General features: G+C 72.8%; 12 protein-coding genes. 7 read left to right on the top strand and 5 right to left on the bottom strand.

Annotated features, from left to right (window positions below; all coding sequences use genetic code 11):
• Together Afe05nite_RS42560 and Afe05nite_RS42555 are read left to right on the top strand one after the other, a co-directional pair.
• Nucleotides 1-205, top strand: a 205-nt coding sequence (locus Afe05nite_RS42560; RefSeq protein ID WP_203823040.1) for a hypothetical protein, incomplete at its 5' end; no start/stop codon positions are given.
• A gap of 58 nt (nt 206-263) precedes the next feature.
• The gene (locus Afe05nite_RS42555; RefSeq protein WP_203823039.1) at nt 264-902 is read left to right on the top strand and encodes an STAS domain-containing protein; all 639 of its coding nucleotides are present in this window, start codon (nt 264-266) and stop codon (nt 900-902) included.
• Here the strand turns inward: Afe05nite_RS42555 and Afe05nite_RS42550 are convergent.
• The 4 genes from Afe05nite_RS42550 to Afe05nite_RS42535 all read right to left on the bottom strand — a co-directional run bounded on the left by Afe05nite_RS42550 (nt 874) and on the right by Afe05nite_RS42535 (nt 3263).
• Nucleotides 874-1293 carry an SPW repeat domain-containing protein gene (locus Afe05nite_RS42550; protein WP_203823038.1) on the bottom strand — a complete coding sequence of 140 codons (420 nt, stop codon included), beginning with the start codon at nt 1291-1293 and terminating at the stop codon, nt 874-876. The genes Afe05nite_RS42555 and Afe05nite_RS42550 overlap by 29 nt on opposite strands.
• 92 nt (nt 1294-1385) lie before the next feature.
• A complete protein-coding gene (locus tag Afe05nite_RS42545) occupies nt 1386-1706 on the bottom strand; it encodes an STAS domain-containing protein (protein ID WP_203823037.1) in 321 nt (106 codons plus the stop codon).
• A 10-nt stretch (nt 1707-1716) separates the two neighbouring features.
• Nucleotides 1717-2172 carry an ATP-binding protein gene (locus tag Afe05nite_RS42540; RefSeq protein ID WP_203823036.1) on the bottom strand — a complete coding sequence of 152 codons (456 nt, stop codon included), beginning with the start codon at nt 2170-2172 and terminating at the stop codon, nt 1717-1719.
• A complete protein-coding gene (locus Afe05nite_RS42535) occupies nt 2169-3263 on the bottom strand; it encodes a CE1758 family FMN-dependent luciferase-like monooxygenase (protein ID WP_203823035.1) in 1095 nt (364 codons plus the stop codon). The genes Afe05nite_RS42540 and Afe05nite_RS42535 overlap by 4 nt, the downstream gene beginning before the upstream one ends.
• Before the next feature lie 182 nt (nt 3264-3445).
• Here Afe05nite_RS42535 and Afe05nite_RS42530 point away from each other — a divergent pair, with 182 nt between their 5' ends.
• The 4 genes from Afe05nite_RS42530 to Afe05nite_RS42515 are packed head-to-tail and all read left to right on the top strand — an operon-like array spanning nt 3446 to nt 12300.
• Nucleotides 3446-4237: a hypothetical protein gene (locus Afe05nite_RS42530; RefSeq protein ID WP_203823034.1), complete on the top strand. Its 792-nt coding sequence runs from the start codon at nt 3446-3448 to the stop codon at nt 4235-4237.
• Nucleotides 4227-6953, top strand: a complete 2727-nt coding sequence (locus Afe05nite_RS42525; RefSeq protein ID WP_203823033.1) for a right-handed parallel beta-helix repeat-containing protein — start codon at nt 4227-4229, stop codon at nt 6951-6953. Before Afe05nite_RS42530 ends, Afe05nite_RS42525 begins: the two co-directional genes overlap by 11 nt.
• A gap of 8 nt (nt 6954-6961) precedes the next feature.
• Nucleotides 6962-10948, top strand: a complete 3987-nt coding sequence (gene eccCa, locus Afe05nite_RS42520) for a type VII secretion protein EccCa (RefSeq protein WP_203823032.1) — start codon at nt 6962-6964, stop codon at nt 10946-10948.
• 11 nt (nt 10949-10959) lie between these two features.
• The gene (locus tag Afe05nite_RS42515; RefSeq protein ID WP_203823031.1) at nt 10960-12300 is read left to right on the top strand and encodes an EsaB/YukD family protein; all 1341 of its coding nucleotides are present in this window, start codon (nt 10960-10962) and stop codon (nt 12298-12300) included.
• A gap of 15 nt (nt 12301-12315) precedes the next feature.
• On the opposite strand, the gene Afe05nite_RS42510 is transcribed toward Afe05nite_RS42515, so the two are convergent.
• A complete protein-coding gene (locus tag Afe05nite_RS42510; RefSeq protein ID WP_203823030.1) occupies nt 12316-12924 on the bottom strand; it encodes a helix-turn-helix transcriptional regulator in 609 nt (202 codons plus the stop codon).
• 176 nt (nt 12925-13100) lie between these two features.
• Between Afe05nite_RS42510 and Afe05nite_RS42505 the strand changes: the two genes are divergently transcribed.
• Nucleotides 13101-13578 (top strand): hypothetical protein (locus Afe05nite_RS42505; RefSeq protein WP_203823029.1); only part of this gene is annotated, 478 nt, incomplete at its 3' end.

The following is a 13578-nucleotide window of genomic DNA, read 5'->3' as shown; positions in this document are numbered from 1 at the left end:
GGCCGCGGTCGAACGCGAGGCGATCGCCGCGGCGGAGGCCGCCGCCCTCGAGGCTCACGAGGCCACGGTCCAGGCGCAGGCCGCCGAGGCCGCGGTGACGAACCCCGGGGCGGTGACGGGCCCGGCTGTGACGGCAGGCCCGGCGGTGACGGCGGATCCGGGCGGCGCACTCGAGCGTCCGCCGGCGAGCGAACTGGCCCACTGACCTTGACGACCACGGCGAACACCTTCGGGTGGCCGGACGACGAAGACGGGGTGACGGCGTGACGGTTGTCTCGGCCACCAACGGTGCCGATGTGCGAGTGACCTGTGACGAGTGCGGCGCGACCACCGCGATCGACGGCGGTGGCCTGAGCGACCGAGGGCTCGTCTATGTGGCGGTCACCGCGAAGGGGTGGACAGGCGGACCCTATGCCCGCGGCCCGCACCGGTGCGCCGGGTGTGCCGCTCCGGGTGGGTCCGGCCCGCGCCGAGTGCCCCGGCCGCGAGCGCGGGCGGCGGTCGGCACCGCCGTCTCGGTCGCGGTGACCTCACCCGCGGCGGTGGTGCGGGCGACCGGCGACCTCGACGCGGCGGTCGTCTCCACGCTGCGCAGCTCGCTGGAGTCCGCCGTGGCGCTGCGGCCCCACGTCATCGTCGACCTCACCGTGGTGGGCGAGATCGACGCCGTCGCGGTGGCGGCCACGTTGGCTCAGGCCCGCACCGCGGCCCGGCGCGGCGACGGTGAGCTGCTGCTCGCCGCACCGCCCCGGGTGGTCGAGATGCTGCACCGGGCCACCCACGGGCGGGTGGTCTTCCGCACCTTCGACACCGTGCCGCAGGCCATCACGGCCGCGCTGGCCGTGCCCCGCGCCGCGCCCGGGCCGAACGCCGTCACGGGCCGGCCTGACCGTCGCCGGTGAAGACACTCACGCCGGCGATCACCACGACGACGGCGCCGACCACGATGTGGTTCCAGGTGGCGCTGGGCACCTCGGCGAAGCCCAGGACGAACGGCGCGGCGATCAGCCACCCGCCGAGGACCGCCGTGATGGCGCCGAGCACCCCGGTGCCCCGGGGCCGGACCACCCGGATCGCCCCGAGGACCGCGATCGCGGAGCCGCAGGCCACGTCGCTCCACCAGGCGTAGGTGGCGCGGTCGGCCACCGCCGGCGGGCTCAGGACCAGCCAGAGGCCGGCCAGGGTGACGAACGCGCTCGGCGTGTAGGCGAGGTCGGTGGTGAGGCGCCGGCTCAGTGGCGCGGCGGCGGGACGCGAACCCGTAGCTGGGGAGCCTTCCTTCGATGCGGGCATGCCTCCACGGTTCGCGGCGGCCGTGTCGGTCCGGTGGCTCTGAGTTCACAGTTTTATGACGGTCCGCAACCGGGTCGAGCACGGCAGGTGCTTCACGGGCACAGGATCTCGGACAGCCCGGTCACGTCGAGGACCTCCTGAACGGTGCCCCGGCCGTTGACGACGGTGAAGCCACGCTGCGCGGTGACGGCCGCCTGATAGCCGGCGACGAGGTCGGCCACGATGTGCGAGTCGATGAAGCGGGTTCCTTCGAGATCCACGATGACCTGGGTGACATCCGGCCGGCCGGCGGCCTCCAACAGCACCCGGGAGAGGCCGTCGCCGATGCTCATGTCGAACTCGCCGGCCAGTTTCACCCGCACCGCACCGGTGGGTGTCAGGTCCTGGGTGATGGTGAAGTGAGGGGTAGCCACACGCAGTGTTCTAGCACGGGGGTACGACATCATGGCGCCGGAAGGTGGCCCAGACGTGCTTGGCGTCTCCATCGACATGCCAGCAGACCTGTTCGGCCATGGAGAGGGCGATCCGCAGACCCCGGCCGCCGGCCCGGAAATCCGGGTGCGGTTCCGGCTGTCTCGGGACCCCGTCGACGTCGTGGTCGCTCACGTCGAGGAGGTAGCAGGCCTCGTCACTGAGCAGCCGTACGACCACCGGGGGAGATCCATGGCGTAGCGCGTTGCCGGCCAGCTCCGTCATGACGAGGCAGATGGCTTCGGCCACGGCCGGGCCGGCCGACGGGTCCTCCGGGCCGGGGGAGACCGACACGAGGTAGCGCAGGATGCCGTCGCGCACCACGCGCAGGTCCGTGTCGCTCGTGAGTTCCCAGGTGAGCAGGACTCGGGTGTGCGCGGGAGGCGCAAGCATCCGGAGGGGGCTCATGGCGCAACATGTTGCCCTGCTCGGCCGGACGGAAACCTGCCTCGCCCCGGAACGTGACATTTGCTCGGATTTGGGGGTGAAAGTCGGTCGTCGGTGACGCGGCGCAGCGCCGGCAGGACCTGCTCGCCGAGCAGGTCGAGCTGCTCGAGCACGGTCTTCTCGGGCAGCCCCGGATGGTCGATGAGCAACAGCTGCCGGTCGTAGTCACCGACGTAGTCGCGGTAGCCGAGCACCGCGTCGACGACCTGCGCCGGGCTGCCGACCGCGAGCGGTGTCGTGGCCGCGTACTCCTCGAGTGTCGGCCCGTGGCCGTAGACCGGCCCGTTGTCGAAGTACGGGCGGAACTCGTCGACCGCGTCCTGCGAGCGGGGCCGGACGAAGACCTGCCCGCCGAGGCCCACCCGGGCGGGCGCGCGGTGGGCGTACCGGGCGTACTCCTCGCGATAGTGGTCGACCAGCCGGGCGGTGTGCGGCGGCGGCCAGAAGATGTGGTTGGCGAAGAGGCCGTCGCCGTGCCGCGCCGCCAGCTCGGCGGTGCCGGGACTGGTCACCGCGGCGTGCCAGACGTACGGGGCGACGCCGTCGAGCGGGCGCGGCACCGAGGTGAAGTCCCGCAGCGGGGTGCGGAACCGCCCCGACCAGTCGACCGGCTCGGCACTCCACAACCGGCGCAGCAGCGCGTAGTTCTCGGCCATCAACTCGCCCGCGTCGACGGGGTCCCGGCCGAACACCGGGTAGACCGCCGCCGAGTTGCCCTTGGCGAGCATCAGGTCGAGGCGGCCGTCCGACAGCACCTGCAGCGTCGCGTAGTCCTCCGCGACGCGTACCGGATCGTTGGTGGTCAGCAGCGTGGCGGCGGTCGAGAGCATCAGCCGGTCGGTGCGCGCCGCGAGATAGCCGAGCAGCGCGACCGGGGAGGACAACGCGTACGGCGGCTGATGATGCTCGCCGACGGCGAAGACGTCGAAGCCGGCCTGCTCGGCGTGTTCGGCGATGCGCGCGATGCTTCTGAGTCGCTCCGGCTCGCCCGGCCGCCGGCCGGTCGTCGGATCGGGCGTCCGGTTACCGATGCTGTAGACGCCGATCTCCATGGTGGGCAGCCTGCCACGCCCGGTGGATCGGGCACCTGTCCCCTGTTCGCGGGGCTTGGCCGTGTCCCCGGGCCGGGCGCGATGATCCGGCCGGTACAACTTCCCGTGGAAAAAATGAACCGGAGTCGCGGGGCGGCCGTCTTGAGTGCGGCCACACACCGGCGAGCCGAGCGCGGAGCAGCATGACTGGGGCAACGAGAACTGGGGCACCGAGAGCCGGACACCCGGCCGGGCCGGACACCGAGCACCGCGCCTCCGAGGAGCTCAGCCGGCGCAGCCAGTTCGTCCGGGCCTTCGTCGAGCACGCGGCCGCGCGACCGGCGAGTGAGCGGATGACCGTACGGCTGCCGACGCTGATCACCGTGACCGCGCTCGTGGCCGTGGGCGCCGTCGTCGTCGGGGTGTTCTGGAACCTCGTCAAACCGATGAGCCCGGCCCAGAAGGCGGCCTTCAAGGGCCGCGCCCCGGCCACTTCGGCCCCGCCGCCGGTGGTCGGCTTCAACGCGGTCACCGGCTGGGACTGCGAGGCGGGCGCCGACCGCGGGTTCGAGGCCCGGGGCCGGACCGGCCAGTGGCGCACGATCGGCGCCGGTGGCTGGAAGCAGGACGGCTGCCACGGCACGTTCGAGACGCTGCCCCTGCCGGCCGCGGCGCAGCCCGGCTCGCAGACGTCGACCTGGTCGTTCCGCACCGGCAAGGGCATCACGTCCTGCCAGGTCGGCGTGTACGTGCCGGCGGTGCCCGAGACCCGGCTCGCCGACCACGTGAAATACACGATCACCACCGGGACGTCCGGCACGCCGTACGCCAATTTCGTCCTCGACCAGAGCCGGACGGCCGGCACCTGGGCGAGCGCCGGAACCTTTCCCGTGCACCAGAACCAGATCGCCGTTCGCCTCGACGCGAAGGACGCCGCCGGACCGGGCGAGGCGCGGATCGTCCTCGCCCAGGTGCGGGTGAACTGTGCGTCCTGAGGCGGCCGCGGCCAAGATCGAACGCGTCTCCACCCGGGCGTGGAGCCGGCACCGCACGATCGGTGCGGCGGTCCGGGCGGCCAAGCCGGGCACCGTGGTGGCGGTGGCGCCGGGCACCTACCGCGAGTGCCTCGTCCTGGACGGCAGCGTCACCGTCATGGCCGAGAACGAGGGCGGCCTGGTCGAGCTGATCGCGGCCGACGGGCCCGCGCTGCTCGTCCGGGCCGGGACGGTCACCGCGCGCGGCCTGACCATCCGGGGCCGGGTGACCGTCACCTCGGGCCACCTCAACCTGCGGGACAGCCAGGTCAGCGACGGGGCGATCGAGCTCAGCGGCCGGGCCGCGGCCCGGCTCACCGACTGCTCGGTGGACGGCACCGAGGACGCCGCGGTGCGCGTGGCCGACGGTGCCCGGCTCGAGGCCGAGCGGCTGCGGGTGACCGGGACCGGCGTGACCGCGAGCGGTTCCGCGGTGCTGACCCTGACCGACGCCGTGCTCACCGGCACCCCGGGGGTGGCGGTCCGGCTGGCGGGGGCGGCCTCGGCGGTGCTCACCGGCTGCGACATCGGCGGGGCCGGCGACGCCGGGATCGAGGTCCGCGACGCGAGCGTGCTGCGGCTCGTCGGCAGCCAGGTGCACGACGTCGGCGGGGACGGCGTCCGGGTGCTCGGCAGTGTGCCCGGCGACCGGGAATGGTGGACACTGGTGCGGGCCGGGCGGCCCGACGAGCACGAGACCGCCGAGCCGTCCGACGGCGCCGGCGTCGTCGTGCGCGATTGCGAGATCAGCCGGACGGGCTCGGCCGGGCTCGTCACCGGCGGCACCTCGGCCACGCTGCTCGTCGGCACCACCGTGACCCGGGCCGGCACCGCCGGGGTGCTGGCCGCCCAGGAGAGCCGGCTGGCCGTCCGCGATTCCACCGTCACCGACAGCGTGCAGACCGGCCTCGCCCTGCGCGACGAGGCCGAGGTCCGCTGGACCGGGGGCGCGCTGTCCACCGCCGCCGCCAACGGGATCTTCGCGGTCGGCGCGGGCCGGCTGCTGATGCGCGACAGCGCGGTGACCACCTGCGGCTTCACCGCCGTGCACCTGACCGGCACGGCCGCCGTCACGCTGCTCGGCGTCACCGTCGAAGGCACTTCGGAGCTGGGCGTACGAGCCTCCGGAGCGTCGATCCTGCACGTGCGCGGCGGCCGGGTCGAGCGGGCCGAGCTGGGTGGCATCCAGATCGACGACGCCGCCGACGCGGTGCTGCGCGACCTGACCGTGGCCGGCTGCCACACCGGCGTACGGGTGGACACCCCGCACCGGCCGCTGGTGCGGGACTGCGTCATCCGCGACATCGCCCAGACCGGCGTGGAGATCGCGGCCGGGGCGGCCCCGGTGATCATGCGGACCACCGTCCGGGGCTGCGGCGCCGCCGGGATCTTCATCGACGTGGACGCCGAACCGATCCTGGACGGCTGCGAGGTCGCCGAGATCGGGGGCAGCGGGGTGGCGGTCTGGACCGGTGCGCGCCCGTCGGTGCGGCAGCTGACCGTGACCGACACCAAGAAGAACGGCATCTACTTCGGCGCCGGGGCGCACGGCAGCGTCGACGACTCGACGTTCTCCCGGACCGGCTATCCCGCCGTCTACATCGGCGACGACGCTGATCCGGCGTTCGACCGGTGCGCCGTACGGCAGGCCGACGAGGACGTCAGCCAGGGTGACCGGGCGGCCGCGACCTTCACCGACTGCCACAGCTCGGAGGTCGGCGCGGCGCGCTGGCCCGCGGAGACGGCCCCGGCCGCCGGTGCGGCTCGGCCGGTGGGGGCGGCCCGGCCGGCGGGCGCGGTTCGCCCGGCCGGCGCGACGCCGGTGGCCGGTCCCGTGCCCGAGATGGACGCGGCCGGGCTGCAACCGCTGCTCGACCAGCTGGACGAGCTGATCGGACTGACCCGGGTCAAACGCGACGTCGGCACCATGGTCAAGCTGATGCACCTGGTCAAGCGGCGTCGCGACGCCGGCCTGGCACCCCCGCCGATGTCCCGGCACCTGGTGTTCGCCGGCAACCCGGGCACCGGCAAGACCACCGTGGCCCGGCTCTACGGCCAGTTGCTCGCCGCCATGGGCATGCTCGCCAGTGGACACCTGGTCGAGGTCGACCGCGGCATGCTCGTCGGCGAGTACGTCGGGCACACCGCACCCAAGACCCAGGCCGCGTTCGAGCGCGCGCTCGGCGGGGTGCTGTTCATCGACGAGGCGTACGCGCTGGTGCCCGAGGGGCAGGGCGGCGACTTCGGCCGGGAGGCGATCTCCACCCTGGTCAAGCTGATGGAGGACCACCGGGAGGAGGTCGTCGTCATCGTGGCCGGCTACCCCGACCAGATGCGCCACTTCATCGCCGCCAACCCGGGTCTGTCGTCCCGCTTCTCGCGCACCCTGACCTTCGACGACTACTCCGAGGCGGACCTCGTGCGGATCGTCGCGAAACAGGCCAAGGACCACGACTACCGGCTGTCCGGCGGCGCCCAGGACCGGCTGGCCGAGTTCTTCGCCACCATCGACCGCGGCGAGGGCTTCGGCAACGGCCGGTACGCCCGCAAGGTCTTCCAGGAGATGACCGAGCAGCACGCCGGCCGCATCGCCGCCCTCGACGACCCCACCGACGACCAGCTCAGCACGCTGGAAGCCGCCGACCTGACCGACGTCGACTTCGACGTCCGAGGCTGAGGAGACCGATGAGCCGCCTGGCCTTCCACCGGCCCGCCCGGATGCTGCTGCCGCAGCTGCCGCAGCAGAAGGTGACCCTGCCCAGCCCGCCCGAGGCGCCCAAGGACAACCCGGCGAACTCCGCCTGGACCCTCATCCTGCCGTTGCTGAGCAGCGTCGGCATGGCCGCCTACATGGTCACCTTCGGCAAGCCCGCCCTGATCATCATCGGCGTGCTGTTCTTCCTGACCTCCACCGGCGCGGTGATCGCGATGCGGATGCAGCAGCGCAGCACCAACGGCCGGACCGCCCGCAAACAGCGCATCCGCTACCGCCGGCACCTGGCGCTGGCCCGCGACGAGGCCCGCGAGGTCGCCCAGGCGCAGCGGATCGTCTCGGTGCTCGCCGACCCCGACCCGCGGCGGCTCTGGTCGATCAGCACCAACCGGCACCGGGTGTGGGAACGGCGTCAGGACGACGCCGACTTCCTGCGGGTCCGGATCGGGCACGGCGCGGTACGGCTGGCCACCCCGATCGAGCTCGATCCCAAGATGGACCCGCTCGGCGAGTACGACTGGGACTCCATGCAGGCCGCGCACCGGCTGATCGACCGGATGGGTCACCTCGACGACCAGCCGATGATCATCGACGTCGGCACCGCCGGGGTGATCAGCGTGCTCGGCGAACCCGCCCGTACCGACCTGCTCGCCCGCGCCCTGCTGTGCCAGATCGCCGTGCTGCACGCCCCCGACGACGTGACGCTGGTGGTCGAGACGGCCGGCGCCGAGCACTGGGAATGGGCGAAATGGCTGCCGCACACCTTCGAACCGGACGCCCGCAGCGACAGCGGATCGGTGTCGCTGGTCGCCGAGGACCCCGACGTGCTCGCCGCCTTCCTGCAGACCGAACTCACCCGCCGCAACGAGCAGCTGACCACCCGGCGCAACGGATTCAGCGGTGACCGCCCGGCCGGCAAACAACGGCGGCTGGTCGTGCTGTTCACCGGGTTCGCGCCGTTCTCCGACTGGGGCCGCTCCGAGCTGATGGCCGCCCTGCTCGCGGCGGCCGGCCCGCAGCTCGGCCTCACGCTCATCTTCTGCGGCGACCGGGAGCTGGACGAACCCAGCCGGGTCGACGTCCGGATCCGCTTCGACGACGCCGGTCACGTGGTCACCGAGGGCCGCGGCGACGCGGTCGTCACCCCGGCGTCGCGCTGCCGGCCCGACGACGTGTCGCCGCTGCTGGCCGAACTCATCGCCCGCAACCTGGCGCCGCTGCGGCTCAGCGACGAACGCGAACAGGTGCTGACCCGGACCCGCTCGCTCAGCGAGATGATCCTCGGCACCGACCCCGGCCGCGGCGACCTCACCAGCCGCTGGGTCACCGCCGGCGACCCGCGGATGCTGCGCGCGCCGATCGGGATCGACGGCGACGGCCAGACCGTCGTGCTCGACATCAAGGAATCGGCGCAGGGCGGCTCCGGACCGCACGGCCTGATCGTCGGTGCCACCGGCTCCGGCAAGAGCGAACTGTTGCGTACGCTGGTCACCGGCCTGGCCCTGACCCACTCCCCGGAGCTGCTCAGCTTCGTCCTCATCGACTTCAAGGGCGGCGCGGCGTTCGCGCCGCTGCAGGGACTGCCGCACGTCTCCGGCCTGATCACCAACCTCGCCGACGACGCCGCGATGATCGACCGGGTGCTCGCCGCGCTGATGGGCGAGCAGCAGCGCCGGCAACGGATCCTGCGCGACGCCGGCAACTTCGACACCGTCCGCGAATATCAGATGCGCCGCGCCGCCGGCGCCCTCGGCACCGACGGCACCCCGCTCGAACCGCTGCCCACCCTGCTCATCGTGGTCGACGAGTTCGGCGAACTGCTCTCCGGCCGCCCCGAGTTCGCCGAACTGTTCGTGCAGATCGGCCGGGTCGGCCGCAGCCTCGGCATGCACCTGCTGATGGCCACCCAGCGGCTCGAGGAGGGCAAGCTGCGCGGGCTGGACTCGCACCTGTCCTACCGGATCTGCCTGCGGACGTTCAGCGCCGCCGAGAGCCGGACGGTCATCGGGACCACGGACGCGTACAAGCTCCCGGCGATCCCCGGCTCGGCGTACCTGAAGGTGGACGAGAGCGTCTTCCAGCGGTTCCGGGTGGCGCACGTCTCCGCCCCCTACGTCAGCGCGCAGGAGCGGTTCAACGCCGGGCGCGGGGACGGCGCGCTGCTGCCGTTCGACCTGCGGACGTACGCCTCGGCGGCGCCGGAGACCGACGAACCGCAACTCACCGCCCGGCCCGGCCCGACCGAGCTGAAGATCCTGGTGGACCGGCTGACCTCGGTCACCAGCCCCGCGCACCAGGTGTGGCTGCCGCCGCTGCCCGCCGCGCTCGCCCTCGACCACCTCATCGGCCTGCCCGGGGTGCAGGCCGAGCGGGGCTACTCGGCCCGGGTCTGGCCGCTGGCCGGGCGCCTCGCGGTGCCGATCGGGCTGCTCGACCTGCCCCTCAAACAGGACCAGGAAACCCTGGTCATGGACTTCGGCGGCACCCACGGCCACCTCGCCGCGGTCGGTGCGCCGCGAACCGGGCGCAGCTCGCTGCTGCGCACCATCATGCTCGCCGGGATGCTCACCCACACCCCCGACGAGATGCGTTTCTACTGCATCGACTTCGGCGGCGGGACCCTTCATCCGTACGCGGCCGCACCGCACGTCGGCACCGTCGCCGGGCGCACCGAGCCCGAACTGGTCAGCCGCACCTTCGCCGAGATGCGCGCGCTGATCGTCGACCGGGAGCGCACCATGCGGGCCAAGGGCATCGAGGCCTTCTCGGACCTGGGCGCCCCGCACGTCTTCCTGATGATCGACAACTGGGGCGCGCTGCGCACCGAGTTCGAGGGCGCGGAAGCCGCGATCAACGAGATCGCCGCCCGCGGCCTGGGCGCCGGGGTGCACCTGGTGCTCACCTCCGGACGCTGGAACGACATCCGGCCCGCCCTGCGCGACAGCATCGGCACCCGCATCGAACTGCGCCTCAACGACCCCAGCGAATCCGACGTCAACCGCCGGATCGCCGCCCGGGTGCCGGCCGGCGTGCCGGGCCGCGGCATCAGCGCCCCGGGCATCTACTTCCAGCTCGTGCTGCCCCGCCTCGACGGCGTCGACTCCTCGGACGGGCTGCGCGAGGCCCAGGAGGAGACCATCGCCCGGATCGCCGAGCACTGGAGCGGTCCGGTGGCACCCCCGGTCCGGTTGCTGCCGCAGCGGATCACCGTCACCGAACTGCCCGCCCTGGCCGCCGCCACCCCGGCGGCCGTCCCGATCGGCGTCGCCGAGAACGACCTCAGCACCGTCGGGCTCGACCTCACCACCGGCGACCCGCACTTCCTCATCTACGGCGACGCCGGATCGGGCAAGAGCAACCTGTTGCGTACGTGGCTGACCGGCCTCACCGAGCGCACCTCCCCGTACGACATGCGGGTGGTGCTCTTCGACTACCGGCACTCGCTGATGGACGCGGTGGGACCCGAACACCTCGGCGCGTACGCCGGTGACGCCGGCAGTGCGCAGGTCTACGTCCAGAACGTGGTCGACAAGCTCAAGGAGCGGATCCCGCCACCCGGCATCACCCCCGCCCAGCTCAAGGCCCGCGACTGGTGGGAGGGCACCGAGATCTACGTCGTGGTCGACGACTACGACCTGCTCTCCGGCGGCCCGCAGGCGGTGCTCACCCCGCTGGTGCCGTTCATCCCGCAGGCCCGCGAGGTCGGCCTGCACCTGGTCCTCGCCCGCCGGGTCGCCGGCATGGTCCGCTCCGGCATGTCCGACCAGCTCACCAGCCGCGTCCGGGACATGGGCTGCGGCGGCATCGTGCTCTCCGGCGACCACCGCGAGGGCATCATCCTCGGCGACGAGCGCGCCGCGCAGCGCCCGCCCGGCCGCGGCGTGCTGGTCCGCCGCGGTCACCCCAACCAGCTCATCCAGACCGCCGTTCCCGCGCCGGCGCTCGAACCCGTTCACTGAAAGGCCGTCGCATGGCGAACGAACACACCCGCGTCACCGTGGTGGGCACCTACCGCAGCGTCGACATCGCCCTTCCGTCGCTCAGCCCGATCGGGGAGTACACCCCTCGCCTCGCCGAGATCTGCGGCCAGGAAGGCTCCGACCAGCTGCCCCCGGTCTGGTCCCTGGCCCGCGCCGACACCGGGCCGTTCGCCCTGGACACCGGGCTGCTGCAGGCCGGCGTCGTCGACGGCGAGGTGCTCTACCTGTACGACCTCGCGAGTGGCCCGATGGAAGTGCCCGACGTGAAGGACATCGACGAGGTCGTCGCGGAGGAGACCGAACACCTGCGCCGCGGCAACGTCCACGCCGGACCGGTGATCCTCACGCTCGGCCTGACCCTGCTGATCGCGGCGGCCGTGCTGCTGTCCATGCGCTACCGCACCGACACCGGGGCGGCGGTCGGGCTCACCGTCACCGGCATGATCCTGCTCGGCACCGCGTGGGGACTGCGCCAGCGCGACACCGCCGTGCCGGCCGGGCTGGTGCTGACCGTCGCGCTCACCGCCGTACCCTGCCTGGCGGTGGCCGGCCTGCTCATCGCCCGCGGACTCGGCGGCAGCGACTGGGCCTGGGGCGGCGCCGCCATCGGAGCCAACACGGCGATGCTGATGGCGATCGCGATGCTGCCCGAACCGTTGTTCTTCGCCGTCGAACTGTCCCTGCTCGCCGGGGGTCTGACCATCGCGCTCACCGCCGGGCTGGAAGCCGACGGGGTCGAATCCGCGGCCATCGCCGCCACCGTCGCCGCCGGGATGCTCGCCCTCTCCCGCCGGCTCGCCGCCCTCATCACCGCCTGGATGCCCGCGCGGCCGATCCCGGAACTGGTGCACAGCTCGGCCCGGATCCTGCCGGTGGTGCTGGCCGGGCCGGTCCTCACCCTCGCCGTCGCCCTGCCCGTCCTCGCCGTCTCCGGCCGGGCCTTCGCGGTGATCCTCGCGGTCTTCGTCTGCACCGCCGTCGCCGCCCGGGCCCGGGGAGCGGCCTTCACCACCGAGCTCTACCTGCTCGGCGGGGCCGCCACCATCGGCGTCTTCGGACTGCTGGTCGCGGCGGCGCGGACGGTCGCCACCACCGGAACCTCGGCCGCGGCCATCCTGCTCGGTGCGGGACTGCTCGTGGTCGCGGCCGGCGTCGCGATGAGCGTCTTCATCCCACCGGCCAAACCGCACGGCCCCGGCCCCAAACCGCCGATCCGCCGCAGCCGGGCCGAAGCGCTCGGGGTCGTCGCGGCGATCACCATCGCGCCACTCACCCTCGGCGTCTTCGGCGTCTTCGGCCACCTGATGATGGTGGGCCGCACCCTCTTCTGACTCTCCGGCCGGCTTCTAACCCTTGACCGGGGACAGATGGCCGAGCTCGATCGCCCGGCGGGTCAGCTCGGCCTTGTTGTTGGCGTTCAACTTCGCGCGGATCCGCTTCGCGTACGTGTTGACCGTCGCCTGCGAAAGGCCCATGCGGGTGGCGATCTGCGCGTGCGTGAAGCCCGACGCGATCCACCGCAACGTCTCCACCTCGCGCGGCGCCAGCCCACCCTGATCCTCGGCGGGGGAGCCCGGCAACTCGGCCGGGAACCGGTCGGCCAGCCGCGGGCACAGATAGAAGCCGCCCTGCGCGGTCACCCGCATCGCCTCCCGCACGGCCTCCTGCTCGGCGAGCCGGCTCACACAGCCCCGCGCCCCCGCCCGGATCGCCGCCGTCAACCCCGGCCGGCCCGTCCAAGCCGAACTGACCAGCAGATGCCCCAGCGAGGCGGCCCCGGTGACCGGCTCCAGGGTGTCGGTGTCCAGGACCACCAGGTCGTACGTCGTACCGGCGGGCAGCTCCGGCAGCGCGGCCACCGCCGCGACCACGCGCAGGGCCGGATCGTCGCCGGCCAGCTTCTCCAGGCCGGCTCGCCAGATCGGCTGATCCGCCACCACAGCGACTTCGAGCATTGCTTCCTCCACGGGCCAGGTTCCGCCATAGAACGGCTGGAAGACCCCACCGGTTCGAGGACGTCGCAAACTTTCCGGGAACATGCCCCGACGTCCCCGAACAAGTGTCTTGCCACCTGCTCCGTCGGGGCTCCTAGGCTCGAAGCGCATCACCGCCGCCAGTCGAGGAGACCGCCGTGCCCACCGAGACCCGCGCCGACGGCAGCATCGTCGACTACGACAGCACCGGCCACCCGATCCGCCAGCAGCTCGCCGACGGAACGGTCTTCGACAGGTTCACCGCCGACGGCAAACCCACCCACGCCACGCTCCCGGGAGACCAGGACGTCTCCATCGCGTACGGCGGCGACGGCTCCAGCACCTGGACCTACGACGACGGCACCAGGGTGTCCCGCGACGCGTCCGGCACACCGACCCACCAGACCACGGCCGACGGCGCGTCGTTCGACCGTTTCACCGCTGATGGCAAGCCTACCCACGGCAGGTTGCCTGGTGGCGATGGTCAGCCGGCGCAGGATGTGTCGATTGCTTACGGCAAGGACGGTAGTAGCACGTGGTCGTATGGGGACGGCACGAAGGTTGACCGCAACGCGGCTGGTGATCTGACCCATGAGGTCACGAAGGATGGTGCGTCGTTCGACCGGTTCACGGCGG

This window comes from Paractinoplanes ferrugineus (genome assembly GCF_016862195.1).
GTDB classification, from domain to species: domain Bacteria; phylum Actinomycetota; class Actinomycetes; order Mycobacteriales; family Micromonosporaceae; genus Actinoplanes; species Actinoplanes ferrugineus.
This window is presented reverse-complemented; position numbering and strand designations above follow the sequence as displayed.

Coding starts and splice junctions, on each gene's coding strand:
- eccCa (WP_203823032.1), top strand. CDS start 6,962: ATGAGCCGCCTGGCCTTCCACCGGCCCGCCCGGATGCTGCTGCCGCAG.
- Afe05nite_RS42535 (WP_203823035.1), bottom strand. CDS start 3,263: ATGGAGATCGGCGTCTACAGCATCGGTAACCGGACGCCCGATCCGACG.
- Afe05nite_RS42530 (WP_203823034.1), top strand. CDS start 3,446: ATGACTGGGGCAACGAGAACTGGGGCACCGAGAGCCGGACACCCGGCC.
- Afe05nite_RS42510 (WP_203823030.1), bottom strand. CDS start 12,924: ATGCTCGAAGTCGCTGTGGTGGCGGATCAGCCGATCTGGCGAGCCGGC.
- Afe05nite_RS42540 (WP_203823036.1), bottom strand. CDS start 2,172: ATGAGCCCCCTCCGGATGCTTGCGCCTCCCGCGCACACCCGAGTCCTG.
- Afe05nite_RS42515 (WP_203823031.1), top strand. CDS start 10,960: ATGGCGAACGAACACACCCGCGTCACCGTGGTGGGCACCTACCGCAGC.
- Afe05nite_RS42550 (WP_203823038.1), bottom strand. CDS start 1,293: ATGCCCGCATCGAAGGAAGGCTCCCCAGCTACGGGTTCGCGTCCCGCC.